This window comes from Pseudomonas sp. SDO5532_S415 (genome assembly GCF_054071155.1).
On the sequence record NZ_JBSVWS010000023.1, the window covers coordinates 1 to 25,230 of the forward strand.

The 25,230-nt window shown below is 58.7% G+C and carries 20 protein-coding genes; 5 read left to right on the forward strand and 15 right to left on the reverse strand.

The genetic code is table 11. From position 1 onward, the window contains the following. Positions 1 to 176: 176 nt before the first annotated feature. The 10 genes from brnQ to sdhC all read right to left on the reverse strand — a co-directional run bounded on the left by brnQ (position 177) and on the right by sdhC (position 13,353). Positions 177 to 1,490 carry a branched-chain amino acid transport system II carrier protein gene (brnQ, locus tag ACW9HW_RS08795; RefSeq protein WP_095195649.1) on the reverse strand — a complete coding sequence of 438 codons (1,314 nt, stop codon included), beginning with the start codon at positions 1,488 to 1,490 and terminating at the stop codon, positions 177 to 179. Positions 1,491 to 1,975: 485 nt separating this feature from the next. Continuing rightward, on the reverse strand, positions 1,976 to 2,857 hold the full coding sequence (gene sucD, locus ACW9HW_RS08800) for a succinate--CoA ligase subunit alpha (protein ID WP_003223019.1): 882 nt from the start codon (positions 2,855 to 2,857) through the stop codon (positions 1,976 to 1,978). Further along, entirely contained in the window at positions 2,857 to 4,023 is a 1,167-nt protein-coding gene (sucC, locus tag ACW9HW_RS08805; protein WP_003223015.1) for an ADP-forming succinate--CoA ligase subunit beta, read from the reverse strand. The genes sucD and sucC overlap by 1 nt, the downstream gene beginning before the upstream one ends. Before the next feature lie 197 nt (positions 4,024 to 4,220). Further along, positions 4,221 to 5,657, reverse strand: a complete 1,437-nt coding sequence (gene lpdA, locus ACW9HW_RS08810; RefSeq protein ID WP_095195650.1) for a dihydrolipoyl dehydrogenase — start codon at positions 5,655 to 5,657, stop codon at positions 4,221 to 4,223. A 97-nt stretch (positions 5,658 to 5,754) separates the two neighbouring features. Beyond that, on the reverse strand, positions 5,755 to 6,975 hold the full coding sequence (gene odhB / locus ACW9HW_RS08815; RefSeq protein ID WP_095195651.1) for a 2-oxoglutarate dehydrogenase complex dihydrolipoyllysine-residue succinyltransferase: 1,221 nt from the start codon (positions 6,973 to 6,975) through the stop codon (positions 5,755 to 5,757). A 42-nt stretch (positions 6,976 to 7,017) separates the two neighbouring features. After that, on the reverse strand, positions 7,018 to 9,849 hold the full coding sequence (locus ACW9HW_RS08820; protein WP_457399477.1) for a 2-oxoglutarate dehydrogenase E1 component: 2,832 nt from the start codon (positions 9,847 to 9,849) through the stop codon (positions 7,018 to 7,020). 275 nt (positions 9,850 to 10,124) lie between these two features. Then, entirely contained in the window at positions 10,125 to 10,829 is a 705-nt protein-coding gene (locus tag ACW9HW_RS08825; protein WP_095195653.1) for a succinate dehydrogenase iron-sulfur subunit, read from the reverse strand. An 11-nt stretch (positions 10,830 to 10,840) separates the two neighbouring features. After that, the gene (gene sdhA / locus ACW9HW_RS08830) at positions 10,841 to 12,613 is read right to left on the reverse strand and encodes a succinate dehydrogenase flavoprotein subunit (RefSeq protein ID WP_095195654.1); all 1,773 of its coding nucleotides are present in this window, start codon (positions 12,611 to 12,613) and stop codon (positions 10,841 to 10,843) included. A gap of 3 nt (positions 12,614 to 12,616) precedes the next feature. Continuing rightward, on the reverse strand, positions 12,617 to 12,985 hold the full coding sequence (sdhD, locus tag ACW9HW_RS08835) for a succinate dehydrogenase, hydrophobic membrane anchor protein (protein ID WP_095195655.1): 369 nt from the start codon (positions 12,983 to 12,985) through the stop codon (positions 12,617 to 12,619). Continuing rightward, entirely contained in the window at positions 12,979 to 13,353 is a 375-nt protein-coding gene (sdhC, locus tag ACW9HW_RS08840) for a succinate dehydrogenase, cytochrome b556 subunit (RefSeq protein ID WP_083348457.1), read from the reverse strand. Before sdhC ends, sdhD begins: the two co-directional genes overlap by 7 nt. Before the next feature lie 362 nt (positions 13,354 to 13,715). On the opposite strand from sdhC, the gene gltA reads away from it, so the two are divergent. Further along, positions 13,716 to 15,005 (forward strand): citrate synthase, encoded by a 1,290-nt coding sequence (gene gltA, locus ACW9HW_RS08845; RefSeq protein ID WP_007936034.1) that lies wholly within the window; start codon positions 13,716 to 13,718, stop codon positions 15,003 to 15,005. Between the two features lie 663 nt (positions 15,006 to 15,668). Here the strand turns inward: gltA and ACW9HW_RS08850 are convergent. The 3 genes from ACW9HW_RS08850 to ACW9HW_RS08860 all read right to left on the reverse strand — a co-directional run bounded on the left by ACW9HW_RS08850 (position 15,669) and on the right by ACW9HW_RS08860 (position 18,736). After that, positions 15,669 to 17,327, reverse strand: coding sequence for a cation acetate symporter (locus ACW9HW_RS08850; protein WP_095195656.1), 1,659 nt, complete (start codon positions 17,325 to 17,327; stop codon positions 15,669 to 15,671). Next, positions 17,324 to 17,635, reverse strand: a complete 312-nt coding sequence (locus tag ACW9HW_RS08855; RefSeq protein WP_060539902.1) for a DUF485 domain-containing protein — start codon at positions 17,633 to 17,635, stop codon at positions 17,324 to 17,326. The genes ACW9HW_RS08850 and ACW9HW_RS08855 overlap by 4 nt, the downstream gene beginning before the upstream one ends. 249 nt (positions 17,636 to 17,884) lie before the next feature. Beyond that, positions 17,885 to 18,736 carry a glycine betaine ABC transporter substrate-binding protein gene (locus ACW9HW_RS08860; protein WP_095195657.1) on the reverse strand — a complete coding sequence of 284 codons (852 nt, stop codon included), beginning with the start codon at positions 18,734 to 18,736 and terminating at the stop codon, positions 17,885 to 17,887. Positions 18,737 to 19,023: 287 nt separating this feature from the next. Between ACW9HW_RS08860 and ACW9HW_RS08865 the strand changes: the two genes are divergently transcribed. Then, positions 19,024 to 20,619, forward strand: coding sequence for a glycoside hydrolase family 17 protein (locus ACW9HW_RS08865; protein ID WP_457399481.1), 1,596 nt, complete (start codon positions 19,024 to 19,026; stop codon positions 20,617 to 20,619). A gap of 125 nt (positions 20,620 to 20,744) precedes the next feature. Here the strand turns inward: ACW9HW_RS08865 and ACW9HW_RS08870 are convergent, their stop codons facing one another. After that, the gene (locus ACW9HW_RS08870; protein ID WP_457399483.1) at positions 20,745 to 21,113 is read right to left on the reverse strand and encodes a hypothetical protein; all 369 of its coding nucleotides are present in this window, start codon (positions 21,111 to 21,113) and stop codon (positions 20,745 to 20,747) included. Between the two features lie 224 nt (positions 21,114 to 21,337). Between ACW9HW_RS08870 and ACW9HW_RS08875 the strand changes: the two genes are divergently transcribed. Both ACW9HW_RS08875 and ACW9HW_RS08880 read left to right on the forward strand, forming a co-directional pair. Beyond that, positions 21,338 to 22,636 (forward strand): serine/threonine protein kinase, encoded by a 1,299-nt coding sequence (locus ACW9HW_RS08875; protein ID WP_095195660.1) that lies wholly within the window; start codon positions 21,338 to 21,340, stop codon positions 22,634 to 22,636. Further along, complete coding sequence (locus ACW9HW_RS08880; RefSeq protein ID WP_095195661.1) at positions 22,629 to 23,417, forward strand: MlaA family lipoprotein; 789 nt, start codon at positions 22,629 to 22,631, stop codon at positions 23,415 to 23,417. The genes ACW9HW_RS08875 and ACW9HW_RS08880 overlap by 8 nt, the downstream gene beginning before the upstream one ends. A 66-nt stretch (positions 23,418 to 23,483) precedes the next feature. Here ACW9HW_RS08880 and ACW9HW_RS08885 read toward each other — a convergent pair whose 3' ends face one another. Further along, positions 23,484 to 24,398 (reverse strand): DUF808 domain-containing protein, encoded by a 915-nt coding sequence (locus ACW9HW_RS08885; protein WP_457399486.1) that lies wholly within the window; start codon positions 24,396 to 24,398, stop codon positions 23,484 to 23,486. 134 nt (positions 24,399 to 24,532) lie between these two features. Here ACW9HW_RS08885 and ACW9HW_RS08890 point away from each other — a divergent pair, with 134 nt between their 5' ends. Then, positions 24,533 to 25,138, forward strand: a complete 606-nt coding sequence (locus tag ACW9HW_RS08890) for a TetR/AcrR family transcriptional regulator (protein ID WP_457399488.1) — start codon at positions 24,533 to 24,535, stop codon at positions 25,136 to 25,138. The last annotated feature ends 92 nt before the right edge of the window (positions 25,139 to 25,230 follow it).

Below are 25,230 nucleotides of genomic sequence, written 5' to 3' on the forward strand. Positions count from 1 at the left end.
GTTGACTGATCCGGCGCTTTCGCGAGCAGGCTCGCTCCCACATTAGGTTCGGCAATGCTTCGACGTTAGCTTAAGGAAAAAGACACTGCCTCACGCCCATAAAAAATGCCCCGTATCGATTGATACGGGGCATTTCTGTTTTGCGTACAAACCCGCTCGTGACGGGCCAGTGAAGCTTAAGCCAGCGCTTCTTCGCGCTTGCCCAGCAAGCGATCGCAAGCCACGGCGACCACCAGGGTCATTACCGAAGGCACCAGCCACGCCAGGCCCTGCTCGCTGAGCGGCAAGTGAGCCAGCTGAGTCGGCATCCAGTCTGCCAGGCCCGCGCCCTTGAGGGCATCGATCAAGCCGAAGATGAAAGACACCAGCATCACCGGACCGACAATGCGGCCCTGCTCATGCCAGAAGTCCTTGCAGAAGCTCAAGGCCACCAGGGCGATGCATGGCGGGTAGATCGCGGTCAGTACCGGGATCGAGAAGGCGATCAGCTTGGTGAGGCCCAGGTTGGACACCAGCAACGAAAACGCCGCGAGGATGATCACCAGGGTCTTGTAGGACAGTGGCAGTACACGGCTGAAGTACTCCGCGCAGGCGCAGGTCAGGCCCACGGCCGTCACCAGGCACGCCAGGGAAATCAGCACCGCCAGGAAGCCGCTGCCCAGGGAGCCGAAGGTGTGTTGTACGTAGGCATGCAACACCGCCGCACCGTTGGTCGCGCCGGCGGCCACTTCATGGCTGCCGGAACCGAGCCGGAACAGGCTGACATACACCAGCGCCAGGCCCACGCCGGCGATCAGGCCGGCAATGATCGCGTAACGGGTAATCAGCGCCGGCGATTCGACGCCGCGGGAGCGGATGGCGTTGACGATAACGATGCCGAACACCAGCGCACCCAAGGTATCCATCGTCAGGTAACCGTTGATGAAACCCTGGGAGAACGGAGCTGCAACGTATTCAGGCGTTGCCTGACCAATATCACCCGCCGGCAAGGCAAATGCCGCAATGCCCAGTACCGCCAGAGCGATGATCTTCAAGGGTGCGAGGAAACGACCCACGGTATCCAGCAGACGGCCTGGATAGAGCGAGATGAAGAACACCAGCAGGAAATACACCGAGCTGTAGAGGAACAGCGCCAGCGGACTTTCGCCGGTCAGCGGTGCCAGGCCCACTTCGAACGACACGGTAGCGGTACGCGGCGTGGCAAACAGTGGACCAACGGCCAGGTAGCACGCAGCCGCCAGCAGGCCACCGGCCAGCTTACCGATCGGGCTGCTCAACGCGTCCATCGCGCCACCGACCTTGGCCAGCGCGACAACGGTGATCACCGGCAGACCTACCGCCGTGACCAGAAAGCCCAGCGCCGCCATCCAGACATTAGGCCCGGACTGCAAACCGACGATAGGCGGGAAGATGATGTTGCCGGCCCCGACGAACAGGGCAAACGTCATAAAACCAAGTGCCAGGATGTCCTGACCTTTCAACACTTTCATTAAGGAAATACCACACTACTGAATCGGAATTTAGAGAGGGGTTTCCCTTATGGATGAGGGAAATGCAGTCGGTCCGTATGGGACTGACCCGTTTAGCGCGTAGCTGCCTTGTGGGCGGCGGACGCAAAAATGGCGGCTAGCCTAACGAATTTGGCCGTAAAACGCACTGTTAGAGGGCGAACATTCCGATCTACGACATTTTCGTGTCGCGTTTACGTATCTAAATTTCACCTCGACCTCTGTGGCGAGGGGATTTATCCCCGTTGGGTCGCGAAGCGGCCCCCGGCCCCAGAATCACCCTATGCAGTAAATCAGGCACACTCGCATTGCTGGATTTACGGCTGCTGCGCAGCCGAACGGGGCGGTGCGACGTTTCGCTAAATCCCCTCGCCACAAAAAGCCCTGCACATTTCTCATATCCCGAAAACGACAAAGGCCACCCGAAGGTGGCCTTTGTTTGGTGAAGCGTCAGTTAAGCGCGAGGCTTACTTGACTGCCCAACCAGTCAGCTCGGCCAGGGCCTTGCCGATGTCTGCCAGCGAACGCACGGTTTTAACGCCTGCGTCTTGCAGAGCAGCGAATTTCTCGTCTGCAGTGCCTTTGCCGCCAGAGATGATTGCGCCAGCATGGCCCATGCGCTTGCCCGGAGGAGCAGTCACACCGGCGATGTAGGAAACAACCGGCTTGGTCACGTGTGCCTTGATGTAGGCAGCCGCTTCTTCTTCAGCCGAACCGCCGATCTCACCGATCATCACGATCGCTTCGGTCTTCGGGTCTTCCTGGAACAGCTTCAGGATGTCGATGAAGTTCGAACCCGGGATCGGGTCACCACCGATGCCGACGCAAGTCGACTGACCGAAACCGGCGTCAGTAGTCTGCTTCACAGCTTCGTAGGTCAGGGTGCCGGAACGGGAAACGATACCGACCTTGCCTGGCAAGTGAATGTGACCTGGCATGATGCCGATCTTGCATTCGCCTGGAGTGATCACGCCTGGGCAGTTAGGGCCGATCAGGGTAACACCCAGCTCGTCGCACTTAACTTTAGCGTCCAGCATGTCCAGGGTAGGAATGCCTTCGGTGATGCAAACGATCAGCTTGATGCCGCCGAAAGCAGCTTCCAGGATCGAGTCCTTGCAGAAAGGAGCCGGAACGTAGATCACGCTGGCGGTAGCGCCAGTGGCCGCTACGGCGTCTTTCACGGTGTTGAACACTGGCAGACCCAGGTGCTCGGTGCCGCCTTTGCCTGGAGTTACACCACCCACCATCTTGGTGCCGTACTCGATGGCTTGCTGGGTGTGGAAACTACCTTGCGAACCGGTAATACCCTGGCAGATAACTTTGGTGTCTTTATTGATCAGGACGCTCATTATTTGCCCTCCGCAGCTTTGACAACTTGTTGAGCAGCGTCGGTCAGGCTGGTAGCAGCGATGATGTTCAAACCGCTTTCTGCCAGTACTTTAGCGCCCAGCTCAGCGTTGTTGCCTTCAAGGCGAACAACAACCGGGATTTTCACGCCGACTTCTTTCACTGCACCGATGATGCCTTCGGCAATCATGTCGCAACGAACGATGCCGCCGAAGATGTTGACCAGTACTGCAGCGACGTTGGTGTCGGACAGGATGATCTTGAAGGCTTCGGTTACGCGTTCTTTGGTAGCACCGCCGCCCACGTCGAGGAAGTTGGCTGGCTTGCCGCCGTGCAGGTTGACGATGTCCATGGTACCCATGGCCAGGCCGGCACCGTTGACCATGCAACCGATGTTGCCTTCCAGCGCTACGTAGTTCAGTTCGAACTTGGCAGCGTGCGCTTCGCGCGGATCGTCTTGCGACGGATCGTGGAAAGTCTTCAGCTTAGGCTGACGGTACATGGCGTTGGCGTCGATGTTGATCTTGGCGTCCAGGCAGTGCAGATCGCCGTCAGCCTTGATCACCAGCGGGTTCACTTCCAGCAGGGCCAGATCGTGATCCTGGAACAGTTTGGCCAGACCAACGAAGATCTTGGCGAACTGGGCAACTTGCTTGCCTTCCAGACCCAGCTGGAATGCCAGCTCGCGACCCTGGAATGGCTGAGCGCCAACCAGTGGGTCGATAGTGGCTTTCAGAATTTTTTCTGGAGTGTCGTGAGCGATTTTCTCGATGTCCACGCCACCTTCGGTGGAAGCCATGAACACGATGCGACGGCTCGAACGGTCAACGACAGCGCCCAGGTACAGCTCTTTAGCGATATCAGTGCACGATTCAACCAGGATCTTGGTGACTGGCTGACCGTTGGCGTCAGTCTGGTAAGTCACCAGACGCTTGCCCAGCCACTGCTGTGCGAAGGCTTTGGCGTCTTCTTTGTTGCGAACCAGCTTTACGCCGCCCGCTTTACCGCGACCACCGGCGTGGACCTGGGCTTTGACAACCCACTCGCTGCCGCCGATTTTGTCGCAAGCTTCTGCTGCTGCTTCCGGGGTGTCTACCGCGTAACCGGTGGATACTGGCAGGCCGTACTCAGCGAACAGCTGCTTACCCTGATACTCGTGAAGATTCATGCTTATTACCGTCTTCGTTAGGTACTGCGCATTCGGTGCTGCACTTGTTCAAGTGCCGCACCACCTGTGACTGCTGCTTGCGTAGCCTTTCCGGATACCCGGTGCAGCTACGCAAGACTGCGTCCAGCGGACATTCCGCGGTGAGTCTTGCACGCAAGGCTCACGACGGGCCGATACCGCCGTGGTTTCTTATTGTCTTAACGCTTCTTGCGGTTGGCGATGTGGATGGCGCCGCCATTCACTGCCAAAGCAGCTTCGTGCAAGGCTTCAGACAGGGTCGGATGGGAGAAAACCATCATGCCCAGGTCTTCAGCGCTGGTGCCGAATTCCATACCGATCGCGCCCTGCTGAACCAGTTCGGCAGCGCTTGGGCCAATCACGTGGACGCCCAATACGCGGTCTGTCTTGGCATCTGCGATGACCTTGACGAAACCGCCGGTATCGTTGGCAGCCATGGCACGGCCAGAGGCTGCGAACGGGAAGGTGCCGACGTTAACGTCTACGCCTTCAGCTTTCAAGGCCTGCTCGGTTTTACCGACCCACGCGATTTCCGGGTGAGTATAAATAACCGAAGGGATCAGATCATAGTTCATCTGGGCCTTGTGGCCCTTGATGCGCTCGACAACCATGATGCCCTCTTCCGACGCCTTGTGCGCCAGCATCATGCCGCGAACCACGTCACCGATGGCGTAAACGCCCGGTACGGTGGTAGCGCAGTGATCGTCAACGTGCACGAAACCGCGCTCGTCGAGGGTCACTCCGCAGTCGGCGGCCAGCAGATCAGTGGTCACCGGACGGCGACCAACGGCTACGATCAGCTTGTCGAAAGTGATGTTCTGTTCGCCGTTGGCATCGGTGTAGTTCACAACGACTTCGTCGCCGTTCACTTTCGAACCGGTCACGCGAGCGCCCAGCTTGATGTCCAGGCCCTGCTTGGTCAGGGTTTTCAGCGCTTCCTTGGAAACGGCCGTGTCGGCTGCCATCAGGAAGGTGTCCAGGGCTTCCAGGACAGTCACTTCAGCACCCAGGCGGGACCAGACCGAACCCAGTTCCAGACCAATCACACCAGCGCCGATCACGCCCAGACGCTTGGGAACGGATTGGAATTCCAGTGCGCCGGTGGAGTCGACGATCACATTCTGGTCGACCGGAGCCGGTGGAATGTCGATCGGACGCGAACCTGGAGCCAGGATCACGTTTTCGGCTTCGATGACTTCAACCGAACCGTCAGGCTTGGTGACTTCGACTTTCTTGCCGGCCAGCAGCTTGCCATGGCCCTGGATCGAAGTTACGCCGTTGGCCTTGAACAGGGTTGCAACGCCGGAGGTCAGACCTTTGACGATGTTGGCCTTGCGGCCGACCATCGCTGGCACGTCCATGGTCACGCCAGCGTGGTTGATGCCGTGGATCGCGAAGCCATCCTGCGCTTCGTGGAATTTCCACGAGCTGTCCAGCAGGGCTTTCGACGGAATGCAGCCGACGTTCAGGCAGGTACCGCCCAGCGCCAGTTTGCCTTCCTTGTCGGTGTACTTCTCGATGCAGGCCGTGGTGAGACCCAGTTGCGCGGCCTTGATGGCAGCAACATAGCCGCCAGGGCCCGCACCGATCACTACTACGTCAAATTTCTGCGACATTCAAAAAATCCTCTTGAGCGAAAAGCTTCAAGCCGCAAGCCACAAGCCAAACTGCCTTTACTGGCAGCTTGTAGCTTGCAGCTCGCGACTGCTTCTATCAGATATCCAGCAACAGACGAGCCGGGTCTTCCAGCAGGTTCTTGATGGTCACCAGGAAGGTCACAGCTTCTTTGCCATCGATCAGACGGTGATCGTAGGACAGCGCCAGGTACATCATCGGACGGATAACGACCTGGCCGTTGATCGCCATAGGACGCTGGATGATGTTGTGCATGCCCAGAATCGCAGCCTGCGGCGGGTTGACGATCGGGGTCGACATCATCGAACCGAAGGTACCGCCGTTGGTGATGGTGAACGTACCGCCAGTCATTTCTTCCATCGACAGTTTGCCGTCACGGGCTTTCTTGCCGAAAGTAGCGATGCCGCCTTCGATTTCAGCCAGGCTCATCAGCTCGGCGTTACGCAGAACCGGTACAACCAGGCCGCGGTCGCTGGAAACAGCAACACCGACGTCAGCGTAGCCGTGGTAAACGATGTCCGCACCGTCGATCGACGCGTTGACAGCCGGGAAGCGTTTCAGCGCTTCGGTAGCGGCTTTCACGAAGAACGACATGAAGCCCAGGCGCACGCCGTTGTGGGACTTCTCGAACAGATCCTTGTACTTCGAACGCAGGGCCATGACTTCGGTCATGTCGACTTCGTTGAAAGTGGTCAGCATCGCCATGTTCGATTGAGCTTCAACCAGACGCTCGGCAACCTTGGCACGCAGACGGGTCATCGGAACGCGTTTTTCAACGCGGTCACCGGCAGCGAATACCGGGGCAGCAGCGGCAGGTGCGGCAGCCTTGGCAGGCGCAGCAGCCGGAGCGGCTTTCTTGGCGGCAACGGCTGCAACCACGTCTTCCTTGGTCACACGACCGCCTTTGCCGGTACCGGCAACGGAAGCGATGTTGATACCGTTTTCTTCAGCCAGCTTGCGAGCAGCCGGGGCAGCAACAGGATCATCTTCGCCTTCGGCAGCCGGAGCAGCGGCTTGAGCAGCGGCGGCCGGGGCAGCAGCTGGAGCAGCGGCGGCAGCACCACCTTCAACGATCGAGCCCAGCACTTCGTCGGACAGAACGGTGTCGCCTTCGTTCTTCACGATAGCGCCCAGCACGCCATCAGCAGTAGCCAGAACTTCCAGTACGACTTTGTCGGTTTCGATGTCGACGATCAGTTCGTCACGCTTGACGGCGTCGCCCGGTTGTTTGTGCCAGGTGGCAACGGTGCCATCGGCAACCGATTCCGGGAAAGTGGGGGCTTTGATCTCGATAGCCATTATCTGTGGTTCCTTAAATTCGGTTTCAGGTGCGCGAAGGCATTAAACGGTAAAGGCGTCTTGCAGCAGTTGTTCCTGCTGCTCGGCGTGCATCGATGCGTAACCGCATGCCGGTGCAGCAGAAGCCTCACGGCCCGCGTACTCGAGTACGAGAGACTTGTTGAGGTTGCTGATGCTGCGACGCATGTGGTGCTGGCTGCTGTACCACGCGCCCTGGTTCATCGGCTCTTCCTGGCACCAGACGGCATGTTTGGCGTTGGTGTAAGGAGCCAGGACTTCGTTCAAGTCGTCCTCAGGGAATGGGTACAGCTGCTCGATACGCACGATGGCGATATCGTCACGGCCTTCGGCACGGCGTTTTTCCAGCAGGTCGTAGTAGACCTTGCCGCTGCACAGAACAATGCGCTCGACCTTTTTCGGGTCCAGGGCATCGATTTCCGGGATAACGGTCTGGAACGAACCTTCGGCCAGATCTTCAAGCGTCGAGATGGCCAACTTGTGACGCAGCAGCGACTTCGGAGTCAGGACTACCAATGGTTTGCGCAGCGGGCGAATCACCTGACGGCGCAGCAAGTGATAGATCTGAGCCGGCGTCGTCGGCATGCACACCTGAATGTTGTGCTCGGCGCACAGTTGCAGGTAACGCTCCAGACGAGCCGAGGAGTGCTCCGGCCCCTGACCTTCATAACCGTGCGGCAGCAGCATGGTCAGACCGCACAGGCGGCCCCACTTGTGCTCGCCACTGGTGATGAACTGGTCGATAACCACCTGGGCACCGTTGGCGAAGTCGCCGAACTGGGCTTCCCAGATAACCAGTGCGTTTGGCGTGGTGGTCGAATAACCGTATTCGAACGCCAGCACGGCCTCTTCGGACAGGAACGAGTCGTACAGGTCGAAGCGTGGCTGACCGTCGTACAGGTTCTGCAACGGCACGTAAGTGCCCGCATCCTTCTGGTTGTGCAACACGGCATGACGGTGCGAGAACGTACCGCGGCCGATGTCCTGGCCGGTCATGCGGATCGGGTGACCTTCGAACGCCAGGGTCGCGTACGCCATGGTTTCGGCGTAACCCCAGTTGATCGGCAGGCCGCCGGCTTGCATCTTCTGACGGTCTTCGTAGATCTTGGCAACCTGGCGCTGAACCACGAAGCCTTCCGGAATTTCCAGCAGCTTGGCGGACAGTTCCTGCAGGGTCTTCAGGTCGAAGCGAGTGTCGTGACGCGCGGTCCAGGCGTGACCCAGATACGGACGCCAATCCACGAACAGCTCTTTGTTCGGCTCTTTGACCAGGCTTTTCACCACGTGCAGACCGTTGTCCAGCGCGTTGCGGTATTCGTCGACTTTCGCCTGAACGCGTTCTGCGTCCATCACACCGCTCTGGGTCAGACGATCGGCATACAGCTCACGAGTGGTGCGCTGCTTGGTGATCTGCTGATACATCATTGGCTGGGTGCCGCTAGGTTCGTCAGCCTCGTTGTGGCCGCGACGACGGTAGCAGACCAGATCGATCACCACGTCACGCTTGAACTGCATGCGGTAGTCGATGGCCAGCTGGGTCACGAACAATACGGCTTCCGGATCATCACCATTCACATGGAGGATCGGCGCCTGGATCATTTTCGCGACGTCGGTAGCGTACTCGGTGGAGCGCGAGTCCAGCGGGTTGCTGATGGTGAAACCGACCTGGTTGTTGATCACGATGTGCACGGTGCCGCCGGTCTTGAAACCGCGGGTCTGCGACATCTGGAAGGTTTCCATCACCACGCCTTGACCGGCGAATGCCGCGTCACCGTGGATGGAGATCGGCAGAACCTTCTCACCGGTAGGGTCGTTGCGACGATCCTGACGGGCGCGAACGGAACCCTCGACCACTGGAGATACGATTTCCAGGTGGGACGGGTTGAACGCCATGGCCAGGTGAACTTCACCGCCGGTGGTCATCACGTTGGACGAGAAGCCCTGGTGGTATTTAACGTCACCGGAACCCAGCTCGACCTTTTTCTTGCCTTCGAACTCGTCGAACAGCTCGCGCGGGTTCTTGCCGAAGGTGTTGACCAGCACGTTCAGACGGCCACGGTGGGCCATGCCGATGACGATTTCCTTGGTGCCGTAGGAACCGGACCGCTGGATCAGCTCGTCGAGCATCGGAATCAGGCTCTCGCCGCCTTCCAGACCGAAACGCTTGGTGCCTGGGTATTTGGTACCCAGGTATTTTTCCAGGCCTTCGCCGGCAGTGACGCGCTCGAGCAGGTGGCTCTTGATGTCGGCAGAGTACGTCGGACGGCCACGCACGCTTTCCAGACGCTGCTGGAACCACTGGCGCTGCTGGGAATCGGTGATATGCGTGAATTCAGCGCCGATGGTGCGGCAATATGTCTGCTGCAACGCTTCGTGAATTTCGCGTAGGCTCGCTTCCTCTTTGCCGATGAACAGGTCGCCGGCACGGAAGGTCGTATCAAGATCGGCATTGGTCAAGCCGTAATGATTGATCGACAGGTCTGCAGGTGCAGTACGCTGCCACAGCCCCAGCGGGTCAAGCTGGGCTGCCTGGTGGCCACGCATACGGTAGGCCTGGATCAATCGCAGCACTTCAACTTGCTTCTTCTCGTGCTCACTGCTCACGCTGCCGGCGGAAACCGGTTGGGCGCGGCGCTGGTTCTTTGCCAGCAAGACGAAATGATCGCGAATTGTGGAGTGCGAAACATCGGTGGCAGAGTTGCCGTCGGCAGGCAACTTCTGGAAGTAGGTGCGCCACTCTTCTGGCACAGCGTTAGGGTCGTGCAGGTAGAGCTCGTAGAGCTCTTCCACATAGGCAGCGTTACTACCGGATAGGTAGGCGCTGTTCCACATGCGCTGCATCACGCTTTCTTGCATGCTTGGTCACCCTCGGTTAGGGGAACACCACCGGTGTCGACACCGAGCAAACTTGCAGAAGTCCAAATGCAGCGACCAAAACAAGCCACTAGGATCACACTGATAGTCCGGGTACCAGCCCGGATGCCCCTGCTTGTCTCATTTCTTCAAAGTAAGAGCCGCAGCCTTTTAAGCTGCCGCTCTGGTTATAGCCAGGACGCGGGTTGAAGCCCGCGCCTTAGCCTCTACGTTTACAGCGGCACTACGTTTACAACAGCTGGGTTACAGCAGCTGAATCACACGCCGCTGGAGAGCAGCATGTGACGGATGTGACCGATGGCCTTAGTCGGGTTCAGGCCTTTCGGACATACGTTGACGCAGTTCATGATCCCGCGGCAGCGGAATACGCTGAACGGGTCATCCAGCGAAGCCAGACGCTCGGCCGTCTTGGTGTCGCGGCTGTCTGCCAGGAAGCGGTACGCTTGCAGCAGGGCAGCTGGACCCAGGAACTTGTCCGGGTTCCACCAGAAGGACGGGCAAGAGGTCGAGCAGCAAGCGCACAGGATGCACTCGTACAGACCGTCGAGCTTTTCGCGCTCTTCAGGGGACTGCAGACGCTCGATGGCCGGAGCCGGCGTGTCGTTCTGCAGGAATGGCTTAACCTTCTCGTATTGCTTGTAGAAGATGCTCATATCGACAACCAGGTCACGGATAACCGGCAAACCTGGCAGAGGACGAACGATCAACTTGTTACCTTTTACAACGGCGGACAGTGGCGTGATGCACGCCAGGCCGTTCTTGCCGTTGATGTTCATGCCGTCGGAGCCGCAAACGCCTTCACGGCAGGAGCGACGATAGGAGAAACCTTCGTCCTGCTCTTTGATCAGCGCCAGCACGTCCAGCACCATCAGGTCTTTACCACCGGTATCGACTTGGAATTCCTGCATGAACGGCGCAGCGTCCTGATCAGGGTTGTAACGATAAACACTGACTTGCAACATGGCGGCCACCCTTAATAAGTCCGAATCTTAGGTTCAAAAGTCGGAACAGTCTTCGGCGAGAAGTTCACTGCACGCTTGGCAACGCGCTTCTCACCCGGGAAGTACAGGGTGTGGCACAGCCAGTTTTCGTCGTCACGGTCTTCGAAGTCTTCACGAGCGTGAGCGCCGCGGGACTCTTTGCGCACTTCTGCAGCGATGGCGGTCGCTTCAGCCACTTCCAGCAGGTTTTGCAGCTCCAGCGCTTCGATACGCGCCGTGTTGAACGCCTGCGACTTGTCATTGATCTTGACGTTGGCGATACGGGTACGCAGATCAGCCAGCTGGGCAATACCCTTCTGCATGTATTCGCCGGTACGGAATACACCGAAGTAGTTCTGCATGCAGCTTTGCAGCTCGCGACGCAGGGTTGCTACGTCTTCGCCATCGGTACGGCTGTTCAGCGCGTTCAGGCGCGCCAGAGCAGCTTCGATATCAGCTTCAGTCGCGTCGTCGTATTCGATACCGTCGGTCAGTGCCTTTTCCAGGTGCAGGCCGGCAGCACGACCGAAGACCACCAGGTCGAGCAACGAGTTGCCGCCCAGACGGTTGGCACCATGAACCGATACGCAAGCCACTTCACCCACTGCGAACAGACCAGGGATGATGGTGTCGACGCCGTCGGCATCCTGAGTGATTGCCTGGCCATGAATGTTGGTGGCAACGCCGCCCATCATATAGTGGCAAGTCGGAACAACCGGAACAGGTGCAACAACCGGGTCAACGTGAGCGAAGGTTTTCGACAGTTCGCAGATGCCTGGCAGACGGCTGTGCAGCACTTCCTCGCCCAGATGGTCGAGCTTGAGCATTACGTGGTCGCCGTTCGGACCGCAGCCGTTGCCGGCAATGATCTCTTTAACCATCGAACGGGCAACAACGTCACGACCGGCAAGGTCTTTGGCGTTCGGAGCATAACGCTCCATGAAACGCTCGCCGTGCTTGTTGATCAGGTAACCACCTTCACCACGGCAACCTTCGGTCACCAGTACACCGGCGCCGGCGATGCCGGTCGGGTGGAACTGCCACATTTCGATATCTTGTACCGGTACGCCTGCACGCAGAGCCATGCCGACGCCGTCACCGGTGTTGATCAGGGCGTTGGTGGTCGAAGCGTAGATACGACCTGCACCGCCGGTCGCCAGCACAGTGGCTTTCGCGCGGATGTAGGTGGTTTCGCCGGTTTCGATGCAGATCGCGATCACACCGACAAACTCGCCTTCCTGGTTCTTCACCAGATCGACAGCGTAGTACTCGTTCAGGAACGTGGTACCGGCTTTCAGGTTGCCCTGATAAAGGGTGTGCAGCAGCGCGTGACCGGTACGGTCGGAAGCGGCGCAAGTACGGGCAGCCTGCCCGCCTTTACCGTAATCCTTGGACTGACCGCCGAACGGACGCTGGTAGATACGGCCGGTTTCGGTACGCGAGAACGGCAGGCCCATGTGGTCCAGCTCGAAAACGGCAGCCGGGCCTTCCTGACACATGTATTCGATAGCGTCCTGGTCACCGATGTAGTCGGAACCCTTGACGGTATCGTACATGTGCCAGCGCCAGTCATCGTTCGGGTCGGCCGACGCGATGGCGCAGGTGATGCCGCCCTGTGCCGACACAGTGTGCGAACGGGTCGGGAACACCTTGGTGATTACGGCAGTCTTGTGGCCGCCTTGCGCCAGTTGCAGCGCTGCGCGCATGCCGGCACCGCCGCCACCAATAATGATGGCGTCGAAAGAAATCGTTGGAATGTTAGCCATGAATCAGATACCCCAGAGAATCTGCACACCCCAGACGAAGTAAGCGAACATCGCAACGCCGCATACCGACTGGAAAAGGAAACGTACTGCGGTCGCGGACTTGCCCAGCGCCATCGGCGTCAGGTAGTCGGTCGCGACGGTCCACATCCCAACCCAGGCGTGAACACCCAGGGCAACGAGGGCCAGCAGACTGAAGATACGCATCCCGTTGTGGTCGAACAGGGCATGCCATTGGTCGTAGCCAATGCCCGGGTTCGCAGCGATGTATCCGATCAGGAAGATGAAATAAGCCGCGAGAACAACCGCAGACACACGTTGTGCCATCCAGTCATAGAGGCCCGAACGCGACAGGTTCGTAACGCTGGTTACCATATCCAAACTCCCGCCAGAATGATCAGCACCGCAGACACGGCGATAATGATTTTCGAGCCCAGCGTGCCGCCTTCCAGCGTCTCACCGATGCCCATGTCCATAATCATGTGGCGCACACCGGCTACCAGGTGATACAGGAGAGCGGACAGGAGGCCCCATGCTACGAACTTGGCCAGAGGGCTGGTCAAGGTTGCCTTCACGTCGGCAAAACCTTCCTCGGAACCCAGGGATTTGCCCAATGCATAAAGCATGAAGCCCAGGCCCAGGAAGAGGATGATGCCGGAAACACGGTGAAGAAACGACGTAACGCCGGTGATGGGGAGTTTGATGGTCCTTAGGTCTAGGTTTACAGGTCGTTGGCTTTTCACGGCTTTTTTTCACACTGAAGAGCCCCTAACAATCAGGGCAAAGTTGTTGGGGAGTGCACTGGTCAGGTAACCACCACCCAGGGATGCGACCCCCAATAAAGCAGGCCCAAAAGCCCTTGGCGGTCGGTGGCCGAGTATAGACAGTTAGGCTACTAATGACAACGCAAACACCTAGCCCAAATAGCTGATTGCACAACGCGTATAAAAGGCGTAAATGGCAGGCAATTTCGAGAAAAAAGTCGGGTTAAAGCCTTCTGGAGCAAGACTTTAGGCAAATTGACATTCGAATTTATCTCACTATAGTGGTGCGGGCCCTGCGTGGGGGGTCTGTCTGATGATTTCAAGCATAAATAGGAGGCCACATGGCTGACAAAAAAGCGCAGTTGATCATCGAGGGCGCAGCCCCCGTCGAGCTGCCCATTTTAACCGGCACCGTTGGTCCCGATGTTATCGATGTTCGGGGTCTGACGGCCACGGGCCGCTTTACCTTTGACCCTGGTTTCATGTCGACCGCTTCCTGCGAGTCGAAGATCACCTATATCGACGGCGACAACGGCATTCTGTTGCACCGCGGCTACCCGATCGAACAGCTGGCTGAAAAGTCGGATTACCTGGAAACCTGCTATCTGCTGCTCAACGGCGAATTGCCGACTGCAGAACAGAAGGCCCAGTTCGTCGGCACCGTCAAGAACCACACCATGGTTCACGAGCAGCTGAAGACCTTCTTCAACGGCTTCCGTCGCGATGCCCACCCGATGGCCGTCATGTGCGGCGTAGTCGGCGCCCTCTCGGCCTTCTACCACGACTCCCTGGACATCAATAACCCGCAGCATCGCGAAATCTCCGCGATCCGCCTGGTTGCCAAGATGCCGACCCTGGCAGCGATGGTTTACAAGTACTCCATGGGCCAACCCATGATGTACCCGCGCAACGACCTGTCGTACGCGGAAAACTTCCTGCACATGATGTTCAACACCCCGTGCGAGATCAAACCGATCAGCCCGGTACTCGCCAAGGCCATGGACCGGATCTTCATCCTCCACGCCGACCACGAGCAGAACGCGTCGACTTCCACCGTACGTCTGGCGGGCTCTTCGGGCGCCAACCCGTTCGCCTGTATCGCCGCCGGTATCGCTGCACTGTGGGGCCCTGCCCACGGCGGTGCCAACGAAGCCGTACTGACCATGCTCGATGAAATCGGCGATGTCTCGAACATCGACAAGTACATCGCCAAGGCCAAGGACAAGAACGATCCGTTCAAACTGATGGGCTTCGGTCACCGCGTTTACAAAAACCGCGACCCACGCGCCACCGTCATGAAGCAGACTTGCGACGAAGTGCTGAAGGAACTGGGCATCACCAACGATCCGCAACTCGAACTGGCCATGCGCCTGGAAGAGATCGCCCTGACCGACCCGTACTTTATCGAACGCTCGCTGTACCCGAACGTCGACTTCTACTCGGGGATCATCCTCAAGGCGATCGGCATTCCAACCAGCATGTTCACCGTGATCTTCGCCCTGGCGCGGACCGTCGGCTGGATCTCCCACTGGAAAGAAATGCTCTCCAGCCCGTACAAGATCGGCCGCCCGCGCCAGTTGTACACCGGCTACGAGTCGCGTGACATCACCAAACTGGAAGACCGCAAATAAGACCTGTCTTGCGATAACGTCTTGGTTGCACCGGAAACGGCCTCTATTTATATAGAGGCCGTTTTTGTTTGACCCGCGACCTCACTGTGGGAGCGAGCCTGCTCGCGAAGACGGCATGACATCCGAAATCCATGTTGGCTGACACACCGCTTTCGTCGGAACGCCGCCCGGAGCCGGCTCGCTCCTACAGGGGGAACTGCTTTGGCTTTGGCTTTGGCTTTTGATCTTGATCCACCCGCCCCCTCGGAAGGCTGAGTGGAGGTGTTCATCCGGGGATTGGCGCGAAGCGCCGTTCGACGCAGTCGAACCCATTGCATGTAGGTGCAGCGAAGCCAACCGCAGGGCAATGCCCCCGGATGAATGCCGGAGCGAAGGGACCCCGAGCCTTGGCGAGGGGCCGGACGCCGGCAAGACCTTTGGTTCCTTTGGGCTGGGCCGGCACTCCGGCGTTTGCCAAAGGGACTCGCCGTAAGGGCGAAACCGCCAGTGGCCGTTACCGAAAAAACGGATATGTACACACCCCTCCACCAGCCAGGTCGGCTGTCAGGCCGCCTTCGCAAACCTCACACCCATAACGCCCGATAACCGCCCAATAAAAAATGCCCCGATCTCTCGACCAGGGCATCTCGTACAACTGCGTTACTTATATATAAGCATCAAACCTTAGTGCGAAACCGCCCCACTCGCTCCCAAACCAGTCTGCGAACGTACGAATTGCGGGAAGAACAGCGCTCGCTCATTGTCAGCCGCAGTCGACTTGTCGGTAACCGAGAAGAACCAGATACCGATAAAGGCAATGATCATCGAGAACAGCGCCGGGTACTCGTACGGGAAGATCGCCTTCTCATGATGCAGGATCTGCACCCAGATGGTCGGGCCAAGCACCATCAGGCCCACGGCACTCACCAGGCCCATCCAGCCGCCGATCATCGCACCGCGGGTGGTCAGCTTTTTCCAGTACATGGAAAGCAGCAGCACAGGGAAGTTGCAGCTCGCCGCGATGGAGAACGCCAGGCCCACCATGAACGCGATGTTCTGGCTTTCGAACAGGATACCCAGCGCGATCGCCAGCACCGCCAAGGCGATGGTAGTGATTTTCGAAACGCGGATTTCATCCTTCTCGTTGGCCTTGCCCTTCTTGATCACGCTGGCGTACAGGTCGTGAGACACCGCCGATGCACCGGCCAGGGTCAGACCGGCAACCACTGCCAGAATGGTTGCAAACGCTACCGCCGAAATGAAGCCCAGGAAGATACTGCCACCGACCGCATTGGACAGGTGCACCGCCGCCATGTTGTTACCGCCCAGCAACGCGCCGGCAGCATCTTTGAAGGCCGGGTTGGTGCTGACCAGCAGGATCGCGCCGAAGCCGATGATGAAGGTCAGGATATAGAAGTAGCCAATGAAACCGGTTGCGTACAGCACGCTCTTACGGGCTTCTTTCGCGTCACTCACGGTGAAGAAGCGCATCAGGATGTGTGGCAGGCCAGCGGTACCGAACATCAGCGCCAGACCGAGGGAGAACGCCGAGATCGGGTCTTTCACCAGGCCGCCCGGGCTCATGATCGCTTCAGCTTTCGGGTGAACCTTGATGGCTTCGGAGAACAGCATGTTGAAGTCGAAGTTGACGTGCTTCATCACCATCAGCGCCATGAAGGACGCACCGGACAGCAGCAGGACCGCCTTGATGATCTGCACCCAGGTGGTCGCCAACATGCCGCCGAACAGTACGTAGGCGCACATCAGGATACCGACGAGGATCACCGCAACATGGTAATCAAGGCCGAACAGCAGCTGGATCAGCTTGCCGGCACCAACCATTTGCGCGATCAGGTAGAACGCCACCACGACCAGCGAACCGCACGCGGACAGCGAACGGATCTGGGTTTGCCCCAGGCGATAGGACGCCACGTCGGCAAAGGTGTATTTACCCAGGTTACGCAGGCGCTCGGCGATCAGGAACAGAATGATCGGCCAACCCACCAGGAAGCCGATCGAATAGATCAGGCCGTCGTAGCCGGAGGTGAACACCAGGGCGGAAATACCCAGGAAGGACGCCGCCGACATGTAGTCACCGGCGATTGCCAGACCGTTCTGGAAACCGGTGATCTTGCCGCCCGCCGCATAGTAGTCGGCCGCCGAGTTGTTTTTCTTGGAAGCCCAGTAAGTGATATACAAAGTCGCGCCAACAAACGCCACGAACATCAGGATCGCGGCGGTGTTCAGTGGTTGCTTCTGCACGGCGCCGGTCAGGGCGTCAGCCGCCCAGGCGCCCGGTGCGAAGGCTGCGATGCTCAAAAGAGCCATTAGACGCCGGATCATTGCTGAGCCTCCTTGAGAATCGCATTGTTCAGGTCGTCGAACTCGCCATTGGCGCGTCGTACGTAAATACCGGTCAGGATGAAGGCCGAAACAATCAGCCCGACACCGATCGGTATGCCCCAGGTAATCGAGGACTCAGGGCTGAGTTTCGCCCCCAGTACATGCGGCCCGTAGGCAATCAAAAGGATGAATCCGGAGTAAAGCCCTAGCATGATCGCCGAAAGAATCCAGGCGAATCGTTCCCTCTTGCTAACCAGCTCCTTGAATCGCGGGCTGTTTTGAATCGAGAGGTAAATGCTGTCGTTCATTGTTTTTATCCTCGCAGCACAGATTTAGTTGGAACGTAGCCACTCTATTCGGCTCAAGGACAGGTTCCAGACGACCTTAGTCTTAGAACCACACGACGTTTTCGCCATTTACCAGCACACCATAAATAACTGTGGGAGCGAGCCTGCTCGCGAAAGCGTCGTGTCAGTCAACATTTCAGTCGACCGATTCACCGCATTCGCGAGCAGGCTCGCTCCCACAGGGAAAAGCGAGCAGTGCAAAATAGAAGTTTATTTAGTCCAGTCAGCCACGCGCTCAGGGTGTTTGGCCACCCAATCCTTCGCTGCTGCATCAGGCTTGGCGCCTTCCTGGATCGCCAGCATGACTTCACCGATTTCGTCTTTCGAGGCCCACTGGAAGTTCTTCAGGAACTTGGCCACTTCCGGCGCCTTGGTTGCCAGTTCTTTGCTGCCGATGCTGTTCACGGTTTCGGCCGCGCCATACACGCCTTTCGGGTCTTCGAGGAAGCGCAGCTTCCACTTGGCGAACATCCAGTGCGGCACCCAACCGGTCACGGCAATGGATTCGTTTTTCTTCTCGGCGCGAGTCAGCTCGGCAATCATGCCGGCGCCGGAACTGGCCTTGAGTTGATAACCGGTCAGGTCGTAGTCCTTGATCGCCTGCTCGGTCTTGAGCATCACGCCCGAACCGGCGTCGATGCCGACGATGCGCTTCTTGAAGGTATCGTCGGTCTTCAGATCATCAAGCGACTGGGCCTTGACGTACTCCGGCACGATCAAGCCGATCTTGGCGTCCTTGAAGTTCGGACCGTAATCGACGACCTGGTCCTTGTTCTTGGTCCAGTAATCGCCGTGGGTCACCGGCAGCCAGGCCGACAGCATGGCGTCGAGTTTGCCGGTAGCCACGCCTTGCCACATGATTCCGGTGGCGACCGCTTGCAGCTTCACGTCATAACCGAGTTTCTGCTTGATCACTTCAGCCGCTACGTGAGTGGTCGCGACGCTGTCGGACCAGCCGTCAACGTAACCGATGCTCAGGGTCTGGGTTGCTGCGCTGGCAAATGTGGAGCCCATCGCAAGCGCCAGAGCGGCACCTGCGCCTAAAAGTCGTCGCATCTTCATCGTTACTTCCCCGAAAGTGCTGCGCTCGACGGGTGCCGAGTCGCTTCAACGTATTGTTATGGTGCACAGCGCCCCCATCACGCCCACCGCAAACTCTTTCGATCATCAGCGGAGTACTGACGCCTTCGATAATCAACCTGACAGTCATTGCGACCTGCTCTGCCAGCGACCTCAAGGCATCGAGAAACGACATCAGAACGCCATTAAACCCGCGCCAGACAAACGCTTCGGGCAATCCGCTCGAACTTTGCATGTCAAAATCATGCAGGTCACCAAGCACGCGGAAAATGCAGGTAACATGCGCCGCTTTGCTCCCAGACGGCCTGACCATGCCCGCGACATCCCGCTTTCCTTTTTTTGCCTATCTTTTCGCCTGCCTGCTGGGGCTTTTTGCCTTTGGCGGCTTTTGGTACGGCCTGGGCAAACCGGTGATCCTGCCGGACGCCGCCACCCCGACGCACAAGCTGCAATGCGCCTCCTATACCCCGTTCGACAAAGACCAGTCGCCGTTCGATGTGCCGTTCAACTTGCGCCCCGAGCGCATGGACGCCGACCTCGCGCTGCTGGCCAAAAGCTTCGAATGTATCCGCACCTACTCCATGACCGGTCTCGACGCCTTGCCCGATCTGGCGCGCAAGCATGGGTTGAAGCTGATGATCGGCGCCTGGGTCAACAGCAATCCGGTGGACACCGAGAAAGAAGTCGACTTGCTGATCGCCTCGGCCAACGCCAATGCCGACGTGGTGACTGCGGTGATCGTCGGCAACGAAACCCTGCTGCGTAAGGAAGTCACCGGCGCGCAGTTGGCCAGGTTGATCACCAAGGTCAAAAGCCAGGTCAAGCAGCCCGTCACTTATGCCGACGTCTGGGAGTTCTGGCTCAAGCACCCGGAAATCGCGCCGGCGGTGGATTTCCTGACCATCCATTTGCTGCCGTACTGGGAAGACGATCCCTCGAACATCGACGCCGCCCTGCAACATGTGGCGCAAGTGCGTCAGGTGTTCGGCAACAAGTTTGCGCCCAAGGACGTGATGATCGGCGAAACCGGCTGGCCGAGCGAAGGCCGCCAGCGTGAAACCGCCCTGCCGAGCCGGGTCAACGAAGCCAAGTTCATTCGTGGTTTTGTCGCCCTGGCCGAACAGCAAGGCTGGCACTACAACCTGATCGAAGCCTTCGACCAACCGTGGAAACGTGCCAGCGAGGGTGCGGTCGGTGGTTACTGGGGGCTGTTCGATGCCGACCGTCAGGACAAAGGTGTGCTGGCCGGGCCAGTGTCGAACGTACCTTACTGGTCCCAGTGGCTGATGGTGGGCGGCTTGATCTTCCTCGGTACGCTGATCCTCGGCGGCCGCGTGCGCAGTACTCGCGCGGCGCTGGTGCTGCCGTTGCTGGGCGCCCTGGCGGCTTGCTCGATTGGCACTTGGGGTGATCTGGCCCGCGTCACCACGCGTTTTGCCAGTGAATGGCTGTGGGTCGCGCTGCTGACGGCGCTGAACCTGTTGATACTGGCTCACGCCGCACTGACATTGAGCCCACGCACCGGGTGGCGTGGATGGGCATTCAATGTGCTCGAACGTCGATCAGGCTGGTTGTTGGCGGTGACAGGTTTTGCGGCGGCGGTGACGATGCTGGAACTGGTGTTCGATCCGCGTTATCGCAGCTTCCCGAGCGTGGCGTTCATCGTGCCGGCGCTGGTCTATCTGTGCCGTCCGGTGAGCGTACCGCGCCGGGAGATTGCGCTGCTGACCTTCATCATTGGCGCGGGCATTGCGCCGCAGTTGTACCGTGAGGGGCTGGAGAACCAGCAGGCCTGGGGATGGGCGCTGGTGAGCGGGTTGATGGTGATGGCGTTGTGGCGCAGCTTGCGGGTTCGCAAGGCTTAATCTTTCAGCGAGTTTGCCGGCCCCTTCGCGAGCAGGCTCGCTCCCACAGTGATCTCCATCGAACACATTATTTGTGTATGGCCAAAATCCAATGTGGGAGCGAGCCTGCTCGCGAAAACTGATTATCAGGCGCTACGGGATGCCCTGACCAATCGCAACCCCGCAATCACCACCGCAAACACCGCCAACGTCGTGTTGTACAACGCCAGCGCCGGGAAACCGAGTACCAGCGCCAGCACCGCCAGCCACCACCCTGCCCGCCCTGGCATCACAAAGCCGATCACCGCTGCGATCAACGCAGTCCAGCCCAAAATCGCGAAGTGAATCATCAGCCCCAGGTTCGAACGAACCTGACATTCCCAACGGTTCGCCTCATCCACGCAGATACCCACCCATTGCGCGTCTTCCATGAAGCCATAACGCGCGCCATAACTGGCGGCCAGCCACAACGGCAGCAAAACAAGCAGCAAAATCACGGGCAGACGGCGGGACATGAAGCACTCCAATAAAGCGAAAACGGCGGCCAGCTTAATCGGACGGCCGCCTTACGCAAGCACTAACAACTGTTAACTGGTCATGCAATCGCTGCAAAGTGTATCGTCCAGCTACTATTACTTCGAATTAGGCCTGTTTGGTGCCGATGCGTGGCACTTTGGCGCAAATCCAGTGGTCATAGCCTGCGAACTTCATTCGGCACCTTCCTTTAAGGGATCCAGTCATGCTCCGTTCCTTGCGCTTCGCCGCCCTGTTTGGCGGCCTTATCTTGAGTGCGTCCGCGCTGGCGGTGGATATCGATGCCGCCAGTTATGGCTATCCACTGACCAACCCGTTCGAGGCGACCATCGCCACGACGCCTCCGGATCTGCGCCCGGACCTGCCGCTGGACGATGACATCGATCAGTCGGACCGCAGCCTCACCTTGCGCCCGGAGCGTCAATTCGAGCTTCCAGACAACTTCTGGCCGGTCAAGAAACTCACCTATCGCATCGCCACGCAAGACAAAGCCGCACCGCTGATCTTTCTGATCGCCGGCACCGGCGCGCGCTATGACAGCAGCCTGAACGAATACCTGAAAAAGCTTTACTACAAGGCCGGCTATCACGTGGTGCAATTGTCATCGCCCACCAGCTTCGACTTCATGAGCGCCGCCTCACGCTTTGCCACCCCCGGTATCACCAAGGACGACGCCGAAGACATGTACCGGGTGATGCAGGCGGTGCGCGCGCAGAACCCGAAGCTGCCGGTCACTGAGTACTACCTGACAGGCTATAGCCTCGGCGCGCTGGATGCGGCATTCGTGGCCCATCTGGACGAAACCCGCCGCAGTTTCAATTTCAAGAAAGTGTTGCTGCTCAATCCTCCGGTCAACCTGTACACCTCGATCACCAACCTGGACAAGCTTGTACAAACCGAAGTCAAGGGCATCACCAATACGACCACCTTCTACGAGCTGGTGCTGAATAAACTGACCCGTTACTTCCAGCAGAAAGGCTACATCGATCTCAACGATGCACTGCTCTACGACTTCCAACAGTCCAAGCAGCATCTGACCAATGAACAGATGGCCATGCTCATCGGCACGTCGTTCCGTTTCTCGGCGGCCGACATCGCCTTCACGTCGGACCTGATCAACCGCCGCGGCCTCATCACCCCACCGAAAACGCCGATCACCGAAGGCACCAGCATGACGCCGTACCTCAAGCGTGCGCTGCAATGTGACTTCGACTGCTACATCACCGAGCAGGTCATCCCGATGTGGCGCGCCCGCACCGACGGCGGCAGCCTGCTGCAACTGATCGACCAGGTGAGTCTGTATGCGCTGAAGGACTACCTGCACGACAGCCCGAAAATTGCCGTCATGCACAACGCCGACGACGTAATCCTCGGCCCCGGGGACCTCGGCTTCCTGCGCAAGACCTTTGGTGATCGCCTGACCGTTTACCCGCTGGGCGGCCACTGCGGCAACCTTAACTACCGCGTCAACAGCGACGCCATGCTGGAGTTCTTCCGTGGCTAAATACCTCCTGCTTATCGCCGCGTTACTCTGCGCAACCGCTGCCAATGCCGACAACAGTAAAGCCAACGCCCCCGTGGTCGTCGACAGTGACGGCTTCAAGGAACCACTGAGCAAACTCAAGTTCAACCCGGGTCTGGATCAGCGCGAGTTCGAGCGCTCGACGCTCAGCGCACTGAACGTCTACGACCCGCTGGAAGAGTGGAACCGCCGCGTCTACCACTTCAACTATCGCTTCGACCAATGGGTGTTTTTGCCGGTGGTCGATGGCTATCGCTACATCACGCCAAGCTTCTTGCGCACCGGTGTCAGCAACTTCTTCAACAACATCGGCGACGTGCCGAACCTGCTCAACAGTCTGCTGCAGTTCAAGGGCCAGCGCTCGATGGAAATTACCGGGCGCCTGCTGCTCAACACCACCATCGGCATCGCCGGCCTGTGGGACCCGGCCACCGCCATGGGCTTGCCACGCCAGAACGAAGACTTTGGCCAGACCCTGGGCTTCTACGGTGTTCCAGGCGGCGCCTATTTCGTACTGCCGATCCTCGGTCCGTCGAACCTGCGTGACACGGGCGGGCTGGTGGTCGACTTCAGCGCCGAATCAGCCATCAACTTCCTCAACGTTGCCGAAGTCAGCTCCAACCATCCCGAGGTGTGGATTCTGCGTGGCGTCGACAAGCGCTATCAGACCAGCTTCCGTTATGGCCAGCTAAACTCGCCGTTCGAGTATGAGAAGGTGCGTTACGTGTACACCGAGTCGCGCAAGTTGCAGATTGCCGAGTAATCCTGCGAACACAAAACACTGTGGGAGCGGGCAAGCCCGCTCCCACATTGGATCGTACTGCCAGGTTCAGCCCTTCAACACTTTCCAGATTTTGCTGACAGCCATCACCCCCACCAACACCACCGCGCCCGCCACAATCCCTGCCAGCCCATTAAGCAACGTCGGCACGATAAACCCGGCACCACCCGCCCCCGCGCTGACACTCTCGATCCAGTGATGCACCACGGGCACACCATGGGTGAGGATGCCGCCACCGACCAGGAACATCGCCGCCGTGCCGATCACCGACAGGCTTTTCATCATGTACGGTGCCGCTCGCAGAATTCCTGCGCCAATGCTTTTGGCGAGCTGACCCGGCTTCTGGGTCAGCCACAGACCCAGGTCATCGAGTTTGACGATACCCGCCACCAACCCGTAGACGCCGACAGTCATGACGATGGCGATGCCCGAGAGCACGACGATTTGCTGGGTCAGCGCCGAGTCGGCCACGACGCCCAGGGTGATGGCGATGATTTCCGCCGAAAGAATAAAGTCGGTGCGGATCGCGCCCTTGATCTTGTCCCTTTCGAACGCCACCAGATCGACTGAAGGGTCTGCCACCGCCTCGACCAGTTCGGCATGTTCAGCCTGATCTTCAGCCTTGCTGTGCAGAAACTTGTGGGCGAGCTTCTCGAAACCCTCGTAGCACAGGTATGCGCCACCGACCATCAACAACGGTATGACCAGCCACGGAATGAACGCACTGATGGCCAATGCCGACGGCACCAGGATCAGCTTGTTGATGAACGAGCCCTTGGCAACGGCCCATACCACGGGGATTTCCCGTTCGGCACGTACGCCGCTGACCTGCTGGGCATTGAGTGCCAGATCGTCGCCGAGCACGCCGGCCGTCTTCTTGGCGGCCATTTTGGTCATCAACGCCACATCGTCCAGCACGGCGGCGATGTCGTCGATCAGCAACAGCAAACTGCTTCCTGCCATGAATCGGGTTTCCTTCTGCAATGAATGCCGTGCAGCATAGCGCGGCCCGGCGCCGCACGGAGCATTCTTGAGCGCCGCCAAAGGCCGGTGCTACCATGCGCAACCGCCAGAACAGGCAAGGAACCACCTGGTTTATGAGCACTATCCGCGAGCGCAACAAACAACTGATCCTGCGTGCCGCCAGTGAGGAATTTGCCGACAAGGGCTTCGCTGCGACCAAAACCAGCGACATCGCAGCCAAGGCGGGATTGCCCAAGCCCAACGTCTACTACTACTTCAAATCCAAGGAAAACCTCTACCGCGAGGTGCTGGAAAGCATCATCGAGCCGATCCTCCAGGCCTCGACCCCGTTCAACCCTGACGGCGTGCCCAGCGAAGTCCTGAGTGGCTACATCCGCTCGAAGATCCGCATCTCCCGCGACCTGCCGTTTGCCTCCAAGGTGTTCGCCAGCGAAATCATGCACGGTGCCCCACACCTGAGCGCCGATCTGGTCGAACAGCTCAACGGCCAGGCCAAACACAATATCGACTGCATCCAGACCTGGATCGACCGCGGCCAGATCGCCGCCATCGATCCCAACCACCTGATGTTCAGCATCTGGGCGGCGACCCAGACCTACGCCGACTTCGACTGGCAAATCACCGCCATCACCGGCAAGGCCAGGCTGGATGAAGAGGACTATGAAGCGGCGGCGCAGACGATCATCCGGTTGGTGCTCAAGGGGTGTGAACCGGACTGATAGACCGCGCTGACTGCATCGCTGGCAAGCCAGCTCCCACAGGTTTCTGTGTTGAATTCAGACTTGTGAACGACACAAATTCTTGTGGGAGC